Source organism: Anaerotruncus sp. DFI.9.16, assembly GCF_024461615.1.
Taxonomy (GTDB): Bacteria; Bacillota; Clostridia; order Oscillospirales; family Ruminococcaceae; genus Anaerotruncus; species Anaerotruncus massiliensis.
Map to the genome: position 1 here is coordinate 1 of NZ_JANFZX010000029.1, position 19,616 is coordinate 19,616.

Annotated in this window: 15 protein-coding genes and 3 pseudogenes; 4 read left to right on the forward strand and 14 right to left on the reverse strand. The window is 59.2% G+C overall.

Annotated elements, in window-relative coordinates; all coding sequences use genetic code 11:
• On the reverse strand, positions 1 to 145 hold a 145-nt coding region (locus tag NE609_RS11105), incomplete at its 3' end, for a CD1871A family CXXC motif-containing protein (RefSeq protein WP_256152536.1).
• A gap of 138 nt (positions 146 to 283) precedes the next feature.
• Between NE609_RS11105 and NE609_RS11110 the strand changes: the two genes are divergently transcribed.
• On the forward strand, positions 284 to 961 hold the full coding sequence (locus tag NE609_RS11110) for a response regulator transcription factor (protein WP_256152520.1): 678 nt from the start codon (positions 284 to 286) through the stop codon (positions 959 to 961).
• Positions 958 to 2,109 carry a cell wall metabolism sensor histidine kinase WalK gene (locus NE609_RS11115; RefSeq protein WP_003500147.1) on the forward strand — a complete coding sequence of 384 codons (1,152 nt, stop codon included), beginning with the start codon at positions 958 to 960 and terminating at the stop codon, positions 2,107 to 2,109. Before NE609_RS11110 ends, NE609_RS11115 begins: the two co-directional genes overlap by 4 nt.
• Before the next feature lie 144 nt (positions 2,110 to 2,253).
• Here the strand turns inward: NE609_RS11115 and NE609_RS11120 are convergent.
• The 8 genes and pseudogenes from NE609_RS11120 to NE609_RS11150 form a co-directional block, all read right to left on the reverse strand.
• Positions 2,254 to 2,349, reverse strand: a pseudogene (locus NE609_RS11120) (peptidase S51); the annotation flags it as partial.
• Between the two features lie 132 nt (positions 2,350 to 2,481).
• Positions 2,482 to 2,827: pseudogene (locus tag NE609_RS11125) on the reverse strand (TnpV protein).
• Entirely contained in the window at positions 2,824 to 4,710 is a 1,887-nt protein-coding gene (locus NE609_RS17830; RefSeq protein WP_009256555.1) for a recombinase family protein, read from the reverse strand. The pseudogene NE609_RS11125 and the gene NE609_RS17830 overlap by 4 nt, the downstream one beginning before the upstream one ends.
• Before the next feature lie 60 nt (positions 4,711 to 4,770).
• Positions 4,771 to 5,769, reverse strand: a pseudogene (locus tag NE609_RS17835) (type IV secretory system conjugative DNA transfer family protein); the annotation flags it as partial.
• On the reverse strand, positions 5,756 to 6,190 hold the full coding sequence (locus NE609_RS11135) for a PcfB family protein (protein ID WP_227128543.1): 435 nt from the start codon (positions 6,188 to 6,190) through the stop codon (positions 5,756 to 5,758). The pseudogene NE609_RS17835 and the gene NE609_RS11135, both read right to left, overlap by 14 nt.
• A gap of 101 nt (positions 6,191 to 6,291) precedes the next feature.
• On the reverse strand, positions 6,292 to 7,002 hold the full coding sequence (locus NE609_RS11140; protein ID WP_044940826.1) for an antirestriction protein ArdA: 711 nt from the start codon (positions 7,000 to 7,002) through the stop codon (positions 6,292 to 6,294).
• A gap of 1 nt (position 7,003) precedes the next feature.
• Complete coding sequence (locus NE609_RS11145; protein ID WP_044940829.1) at positions 7,004 to 7,345, reverse strand: hypothetical protein; 342 nt, start codon at positions 7,343 to 7,345, stop codon at positions 7,004 to 7,006.
• A gap of 308 nt (positions 7,346 to 7,653) precedes the next feature.
• Positions 7,654 to 9,171, reverse strand: a complete 1,518-nt coding sequence (locus NE609_RS11150; RefSeq protein ID WP_044940832.1) for a ParB/RepB/Spo0J family partition protein — start codon at positions 9,169 to 9,171, stop codon at positions 7,654 to 7,656.
• A 430-nt stretch (positions 9,172 to 9,601) separates the two neighbouring features.
• Between NE609_RS11150 and NE609_RS11155 the strand changes: the two genes are divergently transcribed.
• A complete protein-coding gene (locus NE609_RS11155) occupies positions 9,602 to 10,147 on the forward strand; it encodes an NUDIX domain-containing protein (protein ID WP_101553126.1) in 546 nt (181 codons plus the stop codon).
• A 148-nt stretch (positions 10,148 to 10,295) separates the two neighbouring features.
• Positions 10,296 to 11,300, forward strand: coding sequence for a polysaccharide deacetylase family protein (locus NE609_RS11160; protein ID WP_256152522.1), 1,005 nt, complete (start codon positions 10,296 to 10,298; stop codon positions 11,298 to 11,300).
• A gap of 219 nt (positions 11,301 to 11,519) precedes the next feature.
• On the opposite strand, the gene NE609_RS11165 is transcribed toward NE609_RS11160, so the two are convergent.
• From NE609_RS11165 to gyrB, 5 genes are all read right to left on the reverse strand, one after another.
• Complete coding sequence (locus NE609_RS11165) at positions 11,520 to 13,310, reverse strand: Na/Pi cotransporter family protein (protein WP_242970885.1); 1,791 nt, start codon at positions 13,308 to 13,310, stop codon at positions 11,520 to 11,522.
• Between the two features lie 190 nt (positions 13,311 to 13,500).
• Positions 13,501 to 16,056: a DNA gyrase subunit A gene (gene gyrA / locus NE609_RS11170; RefSeq protein WP_256152523.1), complete on the reverse strand. Its 2,556-nt coding sequence runs from the start codon at positions 16,054 to 16,056 to the stop codon at positions 13,501 to 13,503.
• Between the two features lie 44 nt (positions 16,057 to 16,100).
• On the reverse strand, positions 16,101 to 16,838 hold the full coding sequence (locus NE609_RS11175) for a hypothetical protein (protein WP_256152524.1): 738 nt from the start codon (positions 16,836 to 16,838) through the stop codon (positions 16,101 to 16,103).
• Positions 16,835 to 17,563, reverse strand: a complete 729-nt coding sequence (locus NE609_RS11180) for a YcxB family protein (RefSeq protein ID WP_256152525.1) — start codon at positions 17,561 to 17,563, stop codon at positions 16,835 to 16,837. The genes NE609_RS11175 and NE609_RS11180 overlap by 4 nt, the downstream gene beginning before the upstream one ends.
• Before the next feature lie 24 nt (positions 17,564 to 17,587).
• Positions 17,588 to 19,534, reverse strand: coding sequence for a DNA topoisomerase (ATP-hydrolyzing) subunit B (gene gyrB / locus NE609_RS11185; RefSeq protein WP_370867161.1), 1,947 nt, complete (start codon positions 19,532 to 19,534; stop codon positions 17,588 to 17,590).
• Positions 19,535 to 19,616: the final 82 nt, after the last annotated feature.

Consider the following 19,616-nt stretch of genomic DNA (forward strand, 5'->3'; position numbering starts at 1 on the left):
TGCCCACACACTCCAGACATAGTTTGATTGCTTTGCTCAGCACCGTCGCCGCCTCACCGCGCCATACGCCGAAGCACAACATGGCGATACCCACAACCAGCAACAAGGCCTGCGCCGCCGTTTTTTTTACATGGCTCAATTCCATCACCCTTTCACTTTTTCTGCTACCATCATAACGCAAGAGAGTTAAAGTCCTTGTTAAGAACGAAAATTTAATGCAAACTTTATCTGGGTTTGCTATAATTAAAAACAACATGAAAATGAATAAAGAAGGAGGGCTCTTATGCACCTTTTAGTAATTGAAGATGAACGCGCCCTGTGCGAAACCATCGTCCGCAGCCTGCGGCGGCTGGCCTACAGCGTGGACTACTGCTATGATGGGGAAAAGGCGCTGGCGCTTCTGGGCGTGGAGCGCTACGATCTGGTACTGCTGGATCTGAACCTGCCGGGGAAGGACGGCATGACAGTGCTGCGCACCCTGCGGCAGACCGACCGGGAGACAAAAGTACTGATCCTCTCCGCCCGGGGTGAGGTGGAGGACAAGGTGGAGGGACTGGACGCGGGAGCCAACGACTATCTGGCAAAGCCCTTTCATCTTGCCGAACTGGAGGCTCGCATTCGCAGCCTGACCCTGCGGCAGTTCACCCAGCAGGATGTGCTGCTGATCTGCGGTGAGCTGACCTTTGACACCCGCTCCCGTACCGCCGCCGTCAACGGGCAGACGCTGACGCTCACCCGCAAGGAAACAGGGATACTTGAATACCTGATGGTGCATCAGGGGCGGCCCGTGAGCCAGGAGGAGCTGATGGATCACGTTTGGGACAACAGCGTGGACAGCTTCAGCAATTCCATTCGCGTCCACATCTCCGCCCTGCGCAAAAAGCTCCGCGCCGCGCTGGGTTATGATCCCATCCGCAACCGCATCGGCGAGGGCTATCTGATGGGGGGCGAGGAAGCATGAAGCATCTTTCCTTGCAATGGCGCATCACCCTGATGACCGTCCTGCTCATCGGTGCCACCTGCGTAATCATGAATCTGCTGCTCTGCTCCTCCGGCGTGTACTATATGGACACCATTGCGGACAGCTTACAGGGCGGCAGCACGGTAATCCTGAATGAGGGCGAAGCGGCGAGCTTTGACCCGCAGCTCATAGCGCCCGACGAGGAGCTGACCATCGTCATCGATGGGGCGCAGGGGCGCTTCCGCACCACCAACTGGTACATCACGGCTGCGGTAACGCTGCTCAGCGGCATTCTGACCTATTTTGTCAGCGGACGTGCGCTCAAGCCCCTGCGCAGTTTTGCCTCGCAGGTGGAGCAGGTGCAGCTGAACAATCTTGCCGATATGAGGATCGATGAAGACGTCATTCCAGAATTTCAGCAGCTGAGCCGCTCGTTCAACCAGATGCTGGAGCGGCTGAACAATGCCTTTGCCGCCCAGCGGCAGTTCACCGGCAACGCGGCCCACGAACTGCGCACGCCACTGGCACTAATGCAGGCGCAGTTGGAGCTGTTTTCCGCGGAGCATCCTGATGTGCGACCGGAGACGGCGGAGTTCCTCACGCTTTTGCGTGAGCAGACGGAACGGCTGATACAGCTGACCAGGACACTGCTGGAGATGAGCAATCTGCGGCAGGTGGCGCGGAACGAGCGGATCCAGCTCGCTCCCATGATTGAGGAGATCTTCACAGATCTTGCGCCGCTCTCAGATAAGCTCGGCGTCACGCTGACGGCGGAGGGCGACGGCATTATGACCGGCAGCGATGCACTGATCTACCGGCTGATCTTCAACCTGACGGAGAATGCTGTCAAGTACAACCGGCCGGGCGGCTCGGTGCGGGTCTGTGTCACACAGGAAACGGAAAAACTCCTGATTCGCGTTTCCGATACCGGCTGCGGCATTCCGGAGAAGTATCAGCAGAGCATCTTCCAGCCCTTTTTCCGGGTGGATAAGTCCCGCAGCCGCGAGTACGGCGGTGCGGGACTGGGGCTCTCGCTGGTATGGGAGATCGCCGACCTCCACGGCGGCTCCGTTTGGGTGGAGGAAAGTTCCGAGAAGGGCACTACCATTGCGGTGGGGGTGCCAACGCAACAATCAACGAAGCCCTAAAACCCTTTTATTCGTTTTTCGCCGCTTCGCTCGCCGCGCTGCGGCGTTCCTCTCTGTATGGGGCGGTCAGCCGGAAAGAGAAGCGTCCCTTTTCAATCTCAAATTCCTTGCAGCCCGTGTCCGGGTCTACGTCCGTCAGCTTGCAGACGGCGTGGGAATGAATGCGACTTTCTTGTTATCAATTTCTTCTTTTATCAAACTTCCTACACTTGAAAAGTGCGAACATAAAAACAGCTTCATCCATATTCTCCTTTATAAATTTGTTGCTCAATTTCGTGTTCAAATTATACCATAAAACTTGTGAACAATTCTACCTCAACTTTTGTGAGATATGAGAAAAGTCCGAACAGTTTTCTGCCCGGACTTCCTCGCTCAATCATAAATCAATTCCGCTTTCACAACTTCCTCTGCCTGTGCCTTGCAAGCGTTCATCTGCCGTACCCACTCCATCTGATTTTCGGCTTTCAGCTGTTCGGTCACGCCGTTTTGCTCTGCCAGTGACCGCACGATCAGCTCTATTCGGTTTCGTGCCGCTTCGTCAATCTCGGCGCAATGCTCAAAAAGCTTATCTGATAACACCAGCTCATTGAACAGTATCGGACGGTGCATTTTCCAGATACGCCTTGCGAAGTCTGCCGTAGTGTCCGAGGGGCTTGGTCTTGCGGATAACGATGTTCGGGATAAGGTAATCTCCGTTCTGTGTGTAAGTGATATTCATGCTGTTTGTACTCCTTTCATCGGCTCTCTCTGCGGTAAACTGCTGACAGGGACGAACACTCCCTTTGCAATGTCCTCCGCACGAATGGCGGCTTTCTTGGCTTCGATTTCCGCCTTTTTCCGCTTCTTGATTTTGTCCTCGTATCGCTTCTGCGCTCCGCTGGCTTTCCGCTTCAAGTAGTTCTGATGAAGCCTGTCCTTGCGTTCCTCACGCTTGCGGATTTCCTCTAATTCTTCCGGGGTCAGCTCAACTTCTCCAAACGCCGGGGGAACAAATCGCCCGACAAAATTGAAGTAAATCTCGACCTCCTGTGTGGTCTGTATACTGCCTTTGCGGTCACGCTCATGCACAAGGATTTTCTCGATAAACTCGTTGAGCATGGCAATGGTCAGCTTGTCGAAGTTCTCATATTTGTCAATCAGAGCGATAAAACGGTCAGCGTCCTTTTCATGCTTCTCATAGCTCTTGACTGCCTTTTCCAGAACAGAGATTTCAGCGGTAAGCTCGGTCTGTTCCTTTTCGTATTGAGCGTCCAGAGTGGCGTATCTGCTGTCGGACAGCTTGCCTAAAATGTTATCCTCATAGATTTTGCAGAGCAGGACTTCCAGCTCGGAAACTCTCTGCTTTGCTGTGGCAAGGCGTGTCCGCTGTTTCCTGACCTCTGTGGTCTGCTGGCTGGACTGCGCTTCCTGCACCACACGGACAAACTCGGCTCTGTCATGCTTCGCATACTCGGCAATGGCTTTCAGCATTTCAGAGACAAGGGACAGTACCACATCTTCATTGATACGGTGCTGGGTCTTGCAGAGCGTTCCGCAAGGAACTTTGGTGTACTGTGAGCAGGTGTATTGAGAAATGCGCTTGCCGTTATTGGTGCGGTGGACATACATCTTGCCGCCGCAATCGGCACAATAGAGCAAGCCCGTGAGGGGAGCTGCTTCGCCCCAGCCGTCCGGGTAGCGTCTGACATTCCCACGGATTTTCTGCACAAGGTCAAAGGTCTGCTGGTCAATGATAGGATCATGGGTATTCTCGAAAATTGTCCATTCGTCCTCCGGAACATAATGGCTTTTCTTGTCCTTGAAGTGCTTTCGGGTCTTGAAGTTGATGGTGTGTCCCAGATACTCACGCTTTTCAAGAATGTTGCAGATGGTGGAAGAACCCCAACCGTACACATCTTTGAAAGTCTTGTTTTTGTTCACGCCCTCGCCGTGCCGGGCAAGGTAAGCGGACGGAATGAGGACTTTTTCTTCTTTCAGCTTGCTGGCGATCTGATACGGACCGTAGCCGTCAATCGTCATGGAAAAGATGCGCTTGACCACCTCTGCGGCTTCGGGGTCAACCAGCCATTGGTCTCTGGCTTCGTTCCAGAGATAGCCGTAAATGACCGTGCCTGTGAGGTGCTTGCCGGACTTGCCTTTGGACTGGAAAGTGGAACGGATTTTACGGCTGGTGTCTCTGGCATAATACTCGTTCATGATGTTGCGGAAAGGGGTAAAATCATCGTCCCCTCTGGCACTGTCCACGCCGTCATTGATGGCGATAAGGCGAACGCCACGCTGACGCAGGATTTCCATAATCTGACCGACTTTCAGATAGTCACGACCCATGCGGCTCATGTCCTTGATACACAGGTACTCCACATTCCCGGCTTCCACTTCTTTCATCATTGCCAAAAATCCGGGACGGTCAAAGCAAGTACCACTAATGCCATCGTCCGTGAAATGGACAATGTTTGTAAAGCCCTGCCGGGCGGCGAACTCTTCCAACATAGCTTTTTGATTGGAAATGGAATTGCTCTCACGCTGTTGGTCATCATCTTTGCCAAAGTCATCACGGCTCAATCGTTCGTACAGAGCTGTGATTTTCTCGTTTTTTCTCATAGCTTGCGCTCCTTTCTTCGGTTTTAGGTTGTGTGTTCTAAGAGACTTCCCAACCGATTGATTAAGAAGTCTTTTAGAGCATACAACACCGCTGGCTAATTTGTACTTTTTGTACTGCTTTACCGCAAAGCAATCCGGCTTGCGCTTTTCCAGGCCCTTGAACATATAGTCCACCGCGTTCATAAAGTTTTCGTTGTCCTCTTTCACCTCCATGCCGGAGATCATATCCACCAGGGTATTCATATTCCGATCCTCGGCGGGGCCCTCGAAAATGATATAGGCGATAAGGGCGCAGTACAAAAGCGTTTCCGCCTTTGTCCAAAATGGATCACCCTCCTTGCCCTCGCCTTTGGTGTTGGCGATGAGGGTATCAACAAACTTTAGAATGTCGGCCTCGTTGCGGATATACGACAGGGGGTTATAGTGCATGGATTTTGTGAAGTCAATGGAATTGAACACCTTGATCCGATAACCCCTCCGTTGCAGGAAAGCCCCCACCTGGGAGAGAACCCCGCCCTTTGGATCGACCACCACAAAGCTGCACCCGCCCTTTTTCTTCGCGCTGGCCTGGAGAAGCTGCGGGGTGAGCCAGAACCGCGTTTTGCCGGAGCCGGACGAACCGATCACACAGGCGTTGAGGTTGCGGGCGTTGGCCGGATTTTTGGGGCGGGTGTTCATGGTAAGAAGCTCCGTCCCGGTGAGGATGACATTGTTTTCAAAGACGGGATCGACGAAAGGGGCTATATCTTTAGGCCCGCCCCAACGGGCGCTCCCGAACTCCTCATCCCGCCGGAATTTCTTTGCGTTCTTGCTCTTGAAGTAGATCAGCAGCCGGAAGCCCACCGCGCCCACAATGCCAACAAGCCAGTCAAAGGGATCAAGCCCCGGCGCAAGGTCGGCAAAGGCCGGGCCTACCGTCTGCCCCAGGCCCATGAGCTTATGGGGGAAATCCGCGCCAGCGGCCAGCCGGTAGGCTGTCCCCAGCTTTAGGCAGGCCCACAACACAAACAAATAGGGGATGTTTGGTATCACATATTTTTTGACGCTACCTGTCCTCATGCACCGCCTCCTTTGCGCGTTCCAGCTTTTGGGCGGGCTGGCGGGCCGCTTCTGCGGCGGCCTCCTTGATCTGCTCCCGGATGGGGGCTTTTGCGGATTTGGTGCGCTTTAGCAGCTGTTTGGAATACTCGGAGAAACAGGCTGTGATCGCGTCGGCCTGCCCCGCCTTGAAGAACAGCAAGTGCTTATCCGGCGCGACTTGATAAAAGGCGTAGTCCACATTCCATTTCCGGGCCACCCGGTCAAAGAGGGCCGGGGCCTCCACCTCGATACTGTTGGTGGCGGCCCCGTGGCCCATGAGCTGCCCCACCGTCTGCCTGCCGTGGGGCGTCTGCTTGGCCCGGTGGTGTTTGGCGATCTTCCGGCCTACCGCCTGGAGAACATAGGCAAGCCCCCGCGCCGTGAGCTTGCTTGCCTTAATAGATACTGCTATGGTACGTCTGGAAACGTCCTCGTCTATCAGCCCTTATCCCTCCTTCCACACGAAAAAAGCACCTCTGGACAATGTGTCCAGAAGTGCCGCTATCGGTCTGTATGGCCTTGCTCCGGGCGGGGGCGTTCCGCCGCCTGGGGAAAACGGTCAATGACTTCTTTATAAGCCGCCATCTGCTCCCGGATGGAAAGCTGCGGATAAGCAAAAACCTTGTGATCGTCTGGAATGTCCTCCAGCCCGTGGTAGTATTCAATAAACTGGCTGCCGTTGGGGAGGAAAAAACCGCCTTTGACAAACCCGCCATCCTCATTGATCCGCATATCCCGGCCATACGCCTCATAATCGAAATAATCCCGCAGGTTTTCGGGAATGTTGATTAGTTCCATGTCCTCCGCGTAAATGCGGCCCAGGGTTTCATCATCAGACACGCCGATATAGAAATCGTAGCAATCCAGATTTTCCACCAGATTGATGAGGTCGCCCACGCCGGAGGTATGCTCGCCGCTGGCAACAGCCGCCTCAAACTTTTCCAAATCGCTTTTATCCAGCTCGGAGAGCAGGCAGGCCAGATGGTTGAGCTCGTCAATGCTTTCGTATTCTCCCAGGCAGGCGTTGAGTTCCGGCAGATCGCCGCCATAGTCGGCAATAAAAATCTCCTCATACTGGATATTGTCAACGCCAATCCGTTTAAGGAGCGCCTGTACTTCCTCGGTAGTCGTGGGGAATTTCAACGGCTCACTTGCCAGCTCACCCTCGTTGTATTTCCCCAGGTTAGTGACATACGCCTCAATGAACGCCATATCAGCGCCGCCTCTGGCCCTTGACGGTGAGGATGCCGTCCAGGGTGGTGGCGGTGATCCCCAGCCGCTGGGCCACAGCGATGTCATTTTTTACCGCTTCATCGACATAGCTCCCGCATACCACCAGCACGCGGGAGCGCCGGAGCAGGTCGCGCCCCATATCAATACCGCTTTTATGCTCCTCCGGCACCGCGTCATTGAGGAACAGCGGCAGATAGAGCATAGGGCAGATGGGGGAATATCCCGCATCATAGACAATGCGGCAGTATTTAGCTGCCTGCTCCATGACCTCGCACTCGCCGCCGCGCCATGCGGCGGTCACATACGCAAGGGGTCGCTTCATAATCAAAACCTCCGTTTCTTTTCTATATATAATAGGTAGGGGGTCAACCCTATCCCCCCGCCCTTTCCCTATCCAGGGAAAGGGGGCGGCTCTGGAGGATATACCCCCGCCGCTTGCCGGGGAAATAGCACAGCCGGGGCAGACCGTAAAGGGCAGGCCACCGCAAAATGCGGCGGGCGTTCCGCCCCTTGACGGCCCACTCCCGGCTGTGCAGCATAAACCCCGGCGACGGGGGATATATCACCGCAGAGCCCATCCCAAGCGCAGGGCGCGTACCTCTGGACAAAGTGTCCAGAAGCGGGGCCCGGTCACTTGTCGAGCTCGTTTTTCTTCTCCGGCTTTGCCAGTTCGGGCGGCTGTTTCTCTTTCCACTCGTCCAGCAGGGCCATGATCTGCTCCTTCATTTTGGCAGGAGTGACCTCCTTGCCGAAATACTTGTTGAGTTCGTCGGTACTGATGATCACGTTGTCAACCTCCCTTTTTTCTTCGCTCAAAATACCGTCAATGACATCGCCGTTGAGCAGGCCCTCCTGGTCAAGCTCCCGGAGCCGTTTTGCCTGTTTGACCGAGGGGGAGGACTGCTCCCCATCAATGGACACGGCGATCAGCCGCTGGTTTTCCGGCTTGATATACGACAGCTCCACAGCAGGCATAAAGCCCATGCTTTTTGCGTCCACCTTTTCCAGAAGCTCCGGGACAAGATGGTTAAGGCGAACATAGCGGAGCACCTTTTTATAGTTCATATCGTGCTCCTTGCCCACGATCTCCACCGAGAGCTTGCCCAGGGCCTCCGCCTCCTTGTCATTTTTGGGCCGGGCCCCCTGGCGCTTGATGGCCTCCAGCTCCAAATCCAGGAGCTTTGCCAATTCGCTGGGGAGAGGGTCGCCCCGCTGCTTGTTGCTGTTCTTCATTTCACGGACAGCCTCAAGATCGGTCATCTCGCGGACAATGCAGGGAATTTCATCCAGTCCAGCCCGTTCACCACCATGACAGCGGCGGTGGCCCGCGATGATCTCATAGCCCTTGCCGTCCTTTTCCGGGCGGACGGTAGCGGGGGTCATTATGCCGTGTTCCTTGATCGTTCCCACCAGATCGTCCATCGCCTTATCGTCCTGCACCTTAAAGGGGTGATCCCGCAAGGTATGGAATGGATGAAGCTCTGACAGCTTCAAATAGACGATTTTTCCCTGCTCCACCGGGCGGGGCGGCACCTCCGGCGTGGGCGGCAGCTTGATCTCCGGGGCGGGGGCCTCCGCCTCCTTGACCGGGGCGCCCTTAGTGGATTTAGGCGGCTGCTTACCATCGGCAAAGGGAGTTTCACGCTTGCCCGCCAAAAAATCTTTCACATTTTGATTGCGTTCCCGGCGTGTTTTTCCTCCGCGCTGGGCGGGGGTAAGCTCTTGTTCCTTACCTCTGGACACTTTGTCCAGAGCTGGGGACGGGGACTTGCCACGGGCCGCCTTGTCAGCCTTTGCCGGGCGGCCTGTGCGGGGCTCCGGCCCCTTTTCCGGTTTGTCCCCCTGGGGAGAATCCTGCTCCTTGGGGGGACGGCCCCGGCGTTTTGCCGTCTTTTCCTCCGGTTCCACTTTTTTATCCTGGTCGGGGGATTTTTCCACCTTATCAGCTTCAACCTGCGGCGCAGGCTGGGCTGGAACATCCCCGCCCATTCCAGGGGTAACAGACTGTTCCGGCTGGCGTACCGGGCCGGTGCCAGCTGCGGGCTCCTCTACCGTTTCCGGGACAGGGGGCTTCGTCACAGTTTGAGCATCCCCAACAGAGCCCTCGCCAGGGGACTCCGGGCCTGCTTTCAGTTTGTCATCTGCCATTCGCTAACCTCCTTGTTTTGAAATGAAAAAAAGCCAGACCTCTCAGCCTGGCTAACGAAAAAACTTCCCCCTTTCTTTTTTAGATTATATGGTTGCCACCACTCCTTTCTCAGTCCGGGCCATAAAAAAACGTCGCTTTTCACAAAGAAATAGCGACGTTTTAGTGTAGGTTGGCTCGGTTTTGTTGTGTTTTATAATTATGCCCTTGTATAAAAACCTAACCGTTCCTTGAGCTCGCACACCGCGCGGCGGATGTTGTCGTAGCTGGGAGGCTCCCTGTAAAATCCGTCAAACATGCCGTCTCACCTCTAAGCCCAGTCTATGTGGCGCAGGGCTCGTATTAGTACGGCGGGCAAGCCGGAAAAAACGCCGCAGGGGCGGCGTGTCTGGAGAATCAAATTGGAACTGAGATACAGGAGGAACATGGGATATGGCCCACTATGAGAAAACGATCGATTCACGGGTGATTTATGAAGGCAGGATCCTGAGCCTGCGGCGGGATATGGTGGAACTGGAAAACGGCTCGACCGCGGCGCGCGAGGTGGTCGACCACTCGGGCGGCGTGGCGGTGCTCGCGCTCGACGAGAACGGCAATATCCTCTTTGTGTCGCAGTTCCGCTACCCGTTTGGGGCCGTGCTGCTCGAGCTGCCCGCCGGCAAGCTGGAGAAGGGGGAGAACCCCGCCGAATGCGGCATGCGGGAGCTCGGGGAGGAATGCGGCTGCGCCGCCGACCTCTTCCAGCCGCTGGCGAAGATGTACCCCACCTGCGCCTACGACACCGAAATCATTCATATCTTTTACGCGACCGGGCTGCGCCCCACCCGGCAGCACCTCGACGAGGACGAGTTTTTGACCGTCCGCCGCATCCCGGTGGAAAAAGCGGTGCAGATGGTGCTCGACGGGGAAATTCCCGACGCGAAAACCCAGCTCGGCATTTTGAAATTTTACGCGCTGCGGCAGGCCGGAAAGCTCTGAACGCGCACAAAAACTTTTGTTTTGGGAAATCATTCCTTGTTTCCGGGCTGTTATTTTTGGCGCGGATGCATACAATAACTGCGAAATAACCACGTTATTTCACCGGTTTATGCTGGTTTCCCAGTTCAAATGTGAAAGGAAGAATCCAATGAAATCAACCAAAGCGTTCATCGCGACGGCATTGGCGCTCGTTATGCTCGTTTCGTTGACTGCGTGCACCTCGCGGAACGACAATACGTCCTCCTCGAGCGTCGCGCCCTCTTCGGCCCCGGCCGCTTCTTCCATGGCTCCGTCTTCCTCCGAGCCGGATGATCTGCTATCCGACATTGAGGACGGCGTCTCGGATGTCGCGTCCAATATCGAAAGCGCCGTGACCACTACCATGAGCACCGATTTTGACAAAATCGGTGCTCTTGGCAGCGATCAGGTCAAATGGGGCCCCGGCGTGCTCGTCGACGAAGCAAACCGCACCACCGAGCCGCAGGTGCACCAGGAGGAGTACGGCCAGTACGGCGCCTATTTTATCGCCCCGGCGGACTGCGGAAAGTTCTACTTAACCTTTGACGAGGGCTATGAAAACGGCTACACCCCGCAAATCCTCGATGTACTTAAAGAGAAAAACGTCAGCGCGGTCTTCTTCGTCACCCTGCCGTTTGTGAAATCCTCCCCCGACCTCGTCCGGCGGATGATCGACGAGGGGCATGTCGTGGGCAACCACACCAGCCACCACTGGAGCCCGACCCAGAAGTCGCTCGACGACGCCTATGCGGACATCAAGGAGCTCCACGACTACATGCTGGAGAACTTCGACTATGAGATGACCCTCTACCGCCCGCCCGAGGGCGCGTTCAGCGAGCAGACGCTCGCCATGGTCCAGCAGACGGGCTACACGACGGTGCTCTGGAGCTTCGCCTACAAGGACTGGGACCCGAACAACCAGCCGGGCGTGGACACGGCGCGGGAGCGCACGGAAAAGTTCATCCACGAGGGCGCGATCTATCTGCTGCACGCGGTGAGCCACGACAACGCGGAGATCCTCGGCGATTTGATCGACGAGGTGCGCGCGCGGGGCTTGGAGATCGCCAAATGGGATCTGCCCTACGTGCCGCCGGCGGACGTCTCTTCCTCGCAGAGCTCCTCTGACGACGACTGACCAAAGGTTTTTGCCGGCTTTTTTCAAAAAGCTGCGGAGCCGCGGGGCAGAGCCCCGCGCCGCTCGCCGCAGCGAGGCCCCCAAACCCCCAAAATGCGCCTGCAGCAGGGCCTGCGGGCCCGGGCTGGGGGCTCCGCCCTCGAAAAAGGCCGGCGCTTCGATCGAAGCGCCGGCCTTTTTCTCACCCGCCACCTTTGAAAAGGTGGACGAAACTTTTGCTTATTCCGAAACCGCCTTCTTCTTCAGGCGACCGTAGTACTTCGCCGTAAAGGCCGCGTACTGCGCCTGGTAGCCGCTGTCGTGCTGGTCGCCGTGCAGTCGTTTGTACTCGTGGCGGTCGATCTCCTCCATCCGGCTGTCGTAGGTGAGCACCGACTCGCCCACGTTGGAACAGAGGTCCGCGATCCGCTCGATGTTCGAGAGCGCCTCCACATAGGGGAACGCCGCGTCCACCGTGCACTTACCGCGCCGCAGGCGGTCGATGTGCTTATCCTTGAGAAGCTGCTCCATCTCGTCCACGACCTCTTCGAGCGGCGCGATGCTCGCCGCCGCCCTGCGGTCCACATTCTGGAAGGCGTCGACCGCCAGGTCGAGGATCTCCTTGACCGCCTCGCAGATCGTCTGCATCTCCTCGGTGGCCTTCTTGGAGAACTTCGTCTTTGTCTCAAACATCCGGTCCGCGCATTCGCAGATGTTCTCCGCGTGGTCCGCCACCCGCTCAAATTCGCCACAGGTGTGCAGCAGCTCGGAGATGCTGCGGTTTTCGCTGTCCGAAAGCTCCCGCTCGCCCAGCCGCAGCAGGTAGGTCTCCACGCGGTCCTCGAGCTTGTCCACCACGTCCTCGTTCTCGTTGATCCGTTCAACCACCTTGGGGTCGTACTGGAAGAGCAGCCCGATCGCGCTCAGATAGTTCTGCCGCGCGATGTTCGCCATCTGCACGACCGCCTCGCGGGCGTGCTCCACGGCGAGGCCGGGGGAGACGAGCAGGCGCTCGTCCAGCGTGATCGCCGTGATCTCCTGGTCGCGGTCGCCCGGCTTGTCGCGGACAAGCGTGCGCGCGATCTTCTCCAGCAGGCCGACCAGCGGGATGAAGAGCAGCGTCACCGTCACGTTGAAGATCGTATGGAAGTTCGCGATGCCGCCCTTGTCGATCGGCGCGTCCCAGAAGGAGAAGCCCACAAAGTGCTGGAAGGTGTAGCAGCCGATGACAAAGATGATGGTGCCCAGGACGTTGAAGCTCACATGCACGGCGGCGGTGCGCTTCGCGTTTTTGGAGGCGCCGATCGACGCCAGGATCGGCGTGATGCAGGTGCCGATGTTCTGGCCCATGATGATCGGAAACGCCATCGAATAGGTGATCAGCCCGGTGGAGGTCAGCGCCTGCAAAATACCGATCGACGCGGCCGACGACTGGATCGCCGCCGTGACGAAGGTACCCACCAGAATGCCGATGACCGGGTTGCGGAAGGTTGCGAATAGGCTGGTGAACCAGGGCTCGTTGCTCAGCGGGGCGACCGCACCCTCCATCGCGAACATCCCCGTGAAGAGCACCCCGAACCCCAGCAGGATGATGCCGATGTTCTTCTGCCGGTCACGCTTGGCGGACATGAAGAAGAGGATGCCCACGATCATCGCCAGCGGCGCGAGGGATTTGGGCTTCAGGAGCATGAGGAAGAAGTTGTCCGTTTGCAGGTCGCTCAGGCGCAGGATGTGCGCGGTGATCGTGGTACCGATGTTCGCGCCCATGATGACGCCGATGGCGTTGCGCAGCTTGAGGACCTGCGCGTTGACGAGGCCGACGACGATGACCGTCGTCGCGGAGGAGGACTGGATGGCCGCCGTGACCAGCGCGCCGAGCGCGACCCCCTTGATCACCGTGTCGGTCATCTTCTCAAGCGTCCGCTCAAGACGGCCGCCCGACGCGCGCTCCAGGCCGGACGCCAGCATCGACATGCCGTAGAGGAACATTGCCAATCCGCCCAGCAGGCTGATAAACCCGAAAATATCCAAGTTGTTTCACCACTTCATTTTACGTAATTTTTTCTTATTTTTTACCATACGAAACAATTATATCGAAAATCCCCGGGCTTGTACAGAGCTTTCGGGCGTTTCGGCCGAATTTTGCGGGATGCCTCCCAATTGCGCGCAAAAAGTCCCCGGAACGCGGGCGGTTGCCCGCGTTCCGGGGACAGTTTTACGCTCAGGAACCGCTCTCCTCCGGCGCCGCCTCTTCGGCGGGACCGTCCTGCTCCCCGTCCGGACCCTCCTCGTCGGAGGCCTCCTCCTTGGGAGCGCGCGCCAGCGTCACCACGCGGCTGTCCTCCGCCACGCGCATCGCGCGCACGCCGCCGCCGTAACGGGACTGCACGGTGATCTCCTGTACGGGGATGCGGATGATGACGCCGTCGTCGGTGATGAGGATCACGTCGTCGTCGCCGTCCACCATCTTGACCCCCGCGACGGGGCCGTTGCGGTCGACGTAGTAGTTGCGGATGCCCTTGCCGCCGCGGCTCTGCAGGCGGTACTGGCTGACCTCGGTGCGGCGGCCGAGCCCGCTCTCCGACACGGTGAGCACGGTGGCGTCGCCGTTTTTGCGCACCCGCGCCATGCCGACGACCTCGTCGCCCTCCTCGAGCGTGATCGCGCGCACGCCGCGCGCCGAACGGGAGAGGGGCCGCGCGTCCTGCTCGTCGAAGCGGATGGCCATGCCGCCCCGCGTCGCGACGATCAGCTCGCTGGTGCCGTCGGTCTGGCGGACCCAGGCGAGTTCGTCCCCGTCGTCCAGCCCGATCGCGATGAGCCCCATGCGGCGGACGTTGCGGTAGGCCGACAGCGGGGTGCGCTTGATCACGCCCCTGCGCGTGACCATCACGAGGTAGCGGTCGTCCATGTCGTACTCGTCCGCCCCCACCTTGATGAGCGCCGTCACCTTCTCGTCGGAATCCATCTGCAGGAGGTTGACGATGTTGGTGCCGCGCGAGGTGCGGGAGCCCTCGCCGATCTCATAGCCCTTGAGCCGGAAGCACCGGCCCTTGGAGGTGAAGAACATGATATAGTCGTGGGTGGAGCAGATGAAGAGCTCCTCCACAAAGTCCTCCTCCCGCCTCGTCATGCCCGAAACGCCGCGGCCGCCGCGCCGCTGGGTGCGGTAGGCGTCGACCGGCTGCCGCTTGAGGTAGCCGAAGTGGGTGAGGGTGATGACGCAGTCCTCGACCGGGATGAGATCCTCGATGTCCACCTCGCCGCTCACCGCCACGATTTCGGTGCGGCGTTCGTCGGCGTATTTCTGGCGGATCTCGCCGAGCTCCTCCTTGACGATCGACATGACGCGGCCGTAGTCGCCGAGGATCGCCTCGTATTCCGCCACCCGTTCGAGGATCGCGGCCAGCTCCTCCTCGATCTTGATCCGCTCCATGCCGGAGAGCTGGCCCATGCGCATCGCCACGATGGCGGACGCCTGGATATCGGTGATGGCGAACCGTTCGATCAGGTTCTGCTTCGCGTCGGGCACGTCCTTCGAGTGCCGGATGATCGAGATGACCTCGTCGGTGTTGTCGCAGACGAGCTTGAGGCCCTCGAGGATATGTTCGCGCTCCTTCGCCTTGCGCAGGTCGTACTTCGTGCGGCGGATGACGACCTCGCCCTGGAAGTCGATGTAGTGGGTGAGGATCTCCTTGACCGGCATGACCTTGGGCACCCCGCCCGACAGCGCCAGCATGATGACGCCGACGGTGTCCTGGAGCTGGGTGTAGGAGTAGAGGCGGTTGAGCACCACCTGGGCGTTGGCGTCCCGTTTCAGCTCGATGACGATGCGCATGCCGTCCCGGTCGCTCTCGTCACGCAGGTCGGAGATCTGCTCGACCCGCTTTTCCTTGACGAGGTCGGCGATCGACTCGATCAGCCGCGCCTTGTTGACCATGTAGGGGATCTCGGTGACGACGATCCGCTCGCGGCCGTTGGGCATCTCCTCGACCTCGCAGCGGGAGCGCAGGGTGATCTTGCCGCGCCCGGTGGCGTAGGCCGCGCGGATGCCCGCCCGCCCCATGATGATGCCGCCGGTCGGGAAGTCCGGCCCCTTGATGTGCTGCATGATCTCCTCGAGGGAGGCGTCGGGGTTGTCGATCAGCATGCAGGCGGCGTCGATCACCTCGCCGAGGTTGTGGGGCGGGATGTTCGTCGCCATGCCCACCGCGATGCCCGTCGACCCGTTGCAGAGCAGATTGGGGAAGCGGGAGGGCAGCACGACCGGCTCCTTGAGGCGGTCGTCGTAGTTGGGCATGAAATCGACGGTGTCCTTCTCGATGTCGGTTAGCAGGGAGAGGGACATCCTGCTCATGCGGCTCTCGGTATACCGGTAGGCGGCCGGCGGGTCTCCGTCGACCGAGCCGAAGTTGCCGTGGCCGTCAACGAGCGGGTAGCGCATCGAAAAGTCCTGCGCCAGGCGCACCATCGCGTCGTAGACCGACGCGTCGCCGTGCGGATGGTACCGGCCGAGCACGCTGCCGACCGTGTCGGCGCATTTGCGGTAGGCCTTGTCGGGGGTGAGGCCGTTTTCGTGCAGGGTGTAGAGGATGCGCCGGTGCACCGGCTTTAAGCCGTCGCGCACGTCGGGCAGCGCGCGGCTGACGATGACCGACATCGAATAGTCGAGGAAGGATTTCTTCATCTCGCTTTCGATGTCGATGTTATGCATACGCTGTTCGATCAGTTCGGAATCGAACACGTCGTCCTTGGAATCATGGGTTTCCTTCTTCATCTGTATCATCTCCTATTCGGGCCGCCTGGATTTCCGCCGGAAACTCATTTCCTCTTTCCGAAGAGGGGCCGCCGCGTGTCCTCGGCCACCTTCTCGAACCGGTCGCCGAGCCCCTGGCGCAGCACGCCGCAAAAGCGCTCGGCGGTGGCCTCGTCGAGCTGGTTTTTGGGGACGGCGACGACCTTGTTCTTGTCGTAGCAGATCGCGTAGACGCCCTTGTAGTCGTAGACGCTGCACGAGCCGGAGAAGGCGATGTAGTATTTGCCGCCCCCCTCGCGCACGTCGATGCCGTCGCGGGTGGCCGCGAGCTCGAAGCGGGGGGAGTGTTCCTTCAGCCGCGCCGCGTATTTGTGGTTGTTGTTCGCGGGGAACTTGAGGATCAAAAAGAGCAGCGCGAGCGCGGCGATCACCATCACCCAGCTGACGAGGGTCTGCGTGCCGTTGTTTTTGAAGAGGTCCCCCCAGAACATCCAGATCACGACGAACACGCCGAGCAGCTGGAAGTTGCGGTGCGCGTCGACCCGGTTCTTCCGGTCGGAGATCTCGACCCCGTCGAGCACGTCCGCCTCTCGCGTCTCATAGGAGAACTCCACCCGGCCGTAGTCGACCTCGGCGTGGCGGCGCTCGTATTCATCGTCGTCGAATTCGTCGTCAAGCTCGTCCGCCCCGGGCCCGCCGGCGTCCTCCGCCGAGGCGGCGGGCTCCTCCGGGTCCGCCCGGAGGACGGCCTGCTCCTCCGTCTCCTGCTCCCCGGTCACGACCGGGTTCTTTTCATCGCTCATACCTGATACCTCGGCTTTTCATAGTTTTCGCACATCTCCGCGAGGAACTTCTCCACCGCGTCGATCTGCGGCTCGATCTGGGATTTCGGAACGAGCAGGCAGCGGCGGGGCTCCAGCATGATCAAAAACAGCCCCTCCGACTCCTTGACCGAATCGATCGTGTGCCAGTAGGTCTCGACCGTCTTGTTCTGGATGTGCTCGACGCATTTGTTGGGGTAGAAGTCGATCAGCATCTTTTCCCGCAGGTAGGCGTTTTTCTGGTACTCCCTGTTGACCGCCTTGGAGAGCGCCCGCTCGTAGAAGAACCTGTAGTAAAAGAGGCTGCGGAAGCCGAGCAGGAAGATGATGGCCAGCAGCACCCACGATAGGGGCGTGGCCTTGGAATATCCCATTGCGACCGAGAGGACCAGCAGCAGGCCGACGACGATCTCGACGGCGCCCATGATGGTCATCTTCTTTTTGCTCTTCTTCACGTTCGCGGCGTTCATGATGCGGTAGAAATCCAGGTAGTCCTCCAGCGGAAGGGCGAAGTTGAGCGTAAACAGCTTCTTGACCTTCGGCCTGCTTTCCGCGGCGTCCACATCCCCCTCGTCCGCCTCCGCCCGGAATTCCCGCGCGAGCTCTTCCCCGGTGTCGCTGACGACCGCCTCTTCCTCTATGGCCTCCGCGGCCTCCTCCACCGTCCCGGCGGCCTCCAGCGTCTCAAAATTGTCCTGTTCCTGCATGGTGCGTCTCCTCTCTGCCAGACGTTAAATATCCAGGTTCTGCACGTATTTCGCGTTCTGTTCGATAAAGTCCCTGCGCGGGCCGACCTTGTCGCCCATCAGGATGGTGAAAATCTCGTCCGCCTTGACCGCGTCCTCCATCTGGACCCGGATCATCGTGCGGTTTTCGGGATTCATCGTCGTCTCCCACAGCTGCTCGGGGTCCATCTCGCCGAGGCCCTTGTAGCGCTGGACGTCGCATTTGCCGTTGCCGTCGGGGCAGAGCTCCCGGATATAGTCGTCCCGCTCCTTGTCCGAGAAGGCGTAGCGCACCTGCTTGCCGCGGCTGATCTTGAAGAGCGGGGGCTGCGCGATGCAGACGTGCCCCTCCTCGATCAGCGGGCGCATGTAACGGAAGAAGAAGGTGAGCAGCAGCGTCCGGATGTGGGAGCCGTCGACGTCCGCATCGGCCATGATGATGATCTTGCCGTAGCGGAGCTTTTCGAGGTCGAACTCCTCGCCGATGCCGGTGCCCAGCGCGGTGACGATCGGCATGAGCTTGTCGTTGCCGTAGACCTTGTCGAGCCGGGCCTTCTCCACGTTGAGCATCTTGCCCCACAGGGGCAGGATCGCCTGGAATTTGCGGTCGCGGCCCATCTTGGCCGAGCCGCCAGCCGAGTCTCCCTCAACGATGTAGATCTCGGTGCCGTCGCGCCCCCGCTGGGAGCAGTCGGCCAGCTTACCGGGCAGCGACGCGGTCTCGAGCACCGATTTGCGGCGGGCGACCTCGCGCGCCCTGCGCGCGGCCTCGCGCGCCCGGGAGGCGCCCAGCGATTTATCGATGATCGTGCGGGCGACCGTCGGATTTTCCTCAAAATAAGTGGTCAGCTTGTCGTAGACGAGGGTGTCCACCAAGGTGCGCGCCGCCGTGTTGCCGAGCTTTGCCTTTGTCTGGCCCTCGAACTGCGCGTCGGTCAGCTTGACCGAGATGATCGCGGTCAGCCCCTCGCGCACGTCCTCGCCCTTGAGGTTTTCGTCGTTGTCCTTGAGGATGTTGTAGCGGCGGGCGTAGTCGTTGATCACGCGGGTGAGCGCCGCCTTGAACCCGACCTCGTGCGCGCCGCCGTCCGTCGTGTGGATGTTGTTCGCAAAGGAGAGCAGAAGCTCGGTGTAGCTGTCGTTATACTGCAGCGCCACCTCGGCGGTGTTGTCCCCCTCCCGCGCCGCGAGGTAGATGACCTCGTCGTGCAGGGACTCGACGCCCTTCTGCTGGTGGATGTGCTCGACGAAGCTGCGGATGCCTCCCTCGTAGTGGAGGTGCTCCTCCACCGTCTCGGTCCCGCGCTGGTCGCGCAGGACGATGTAGACCCCCGCGTTGAGGAACGCCTGCTCGCGCAGGCGGCGCAGCAGGGTGTCGTAGTCGTAAAGGACCTCCTCAAAGATCTCCGGGTCGGCCTTGAAGGCCACCTGGGTGCCCTTCTGGTCGGTGTCGCCGGTGATCGCGAGCGGCGCGCACTCCTTGCCGCGCTCGAACCGCTGGTAGTAGCGGTGCTCGCCGTCGCACACCTCGACCTCGAGCCACTCGGACAGGGCGTTGACGACCGACGCGCCCACGCCGTGCAGGCCGCCCGACACCTTGTAGCCGCTGCCGCCGAACTTGCCGCCCGCGTGCAGGATGGTGAAGACGACGGTGACGGCGGGAAGGCCGGTCTGGCTCTGGGTGCCGACGGGGATGCCGCGGCCGTTGTCCGAGACCTTGATGATCTCGCCGGGAAGCAGGTCCACCTCGATCATCGAGCAATAGCCCGCGAGCGCCTCGTCGATCGAGTTGTCGACAATCTCATAGACCAAATGGTGCAGGCCGCGCGGCCCCGTCGACCCGATGTACATGCCGGGCCGCTTGCGTACCGCCTCCAGCCCCTCGAGCACCTGGATCTGCGAGGAGTCGTAATTTGCTTCCTCGGTCGGGATTCCCGCCGGGTTGTTGTCCACTGTATCCAACTGTAACCGCTCCTTTCGGCCCCGTGCGGGCCTTTGTGTCCGCCCGTCCGGGCGATGATATCCGGTAAAGCCG